The 266-nt window shown below is 44.7% G+C and carries 1 protein-coding gene; it reads left to right on the forward strand.

Annotation, left to right across the window (positions count from 1 at the left end):
• Positions 1 to 266: ABC transporter permease (locus AC6UDG_RS07620; protein WP_500706978.1), on the forward strand; the 266-nt coding region annotated here is incomplete at both ends.

Below are 266 nucleotides of genomic sequence, written 5' to 3' on the forward strand. Positions count from 1 at the left end.
GGATTGGTATTACCAACTTTGGACTGACGAACGGTTTCTGACCGCACTTTTTCGTTCATTGTGGATCTGTTTCATGGCGCTGCTGGTGGCGATTGTGTTGACTTTTCCGGTAATTTTTGTGGTGGATTACTATTTTCCAAAACTTAAACCGTTGATGAATTTAGTCGTGATTTTGCCGTTTGCCATTCCGCCAGTGGTATCCTCAGTCGGCTTACTGCAAATCTATTCCGATGAACCGTTGACACTGACCGGCACACCTTGGATTT

This window comes from Fructilactobacillus sp. X2R1C1, assembly GCF_059901435.1.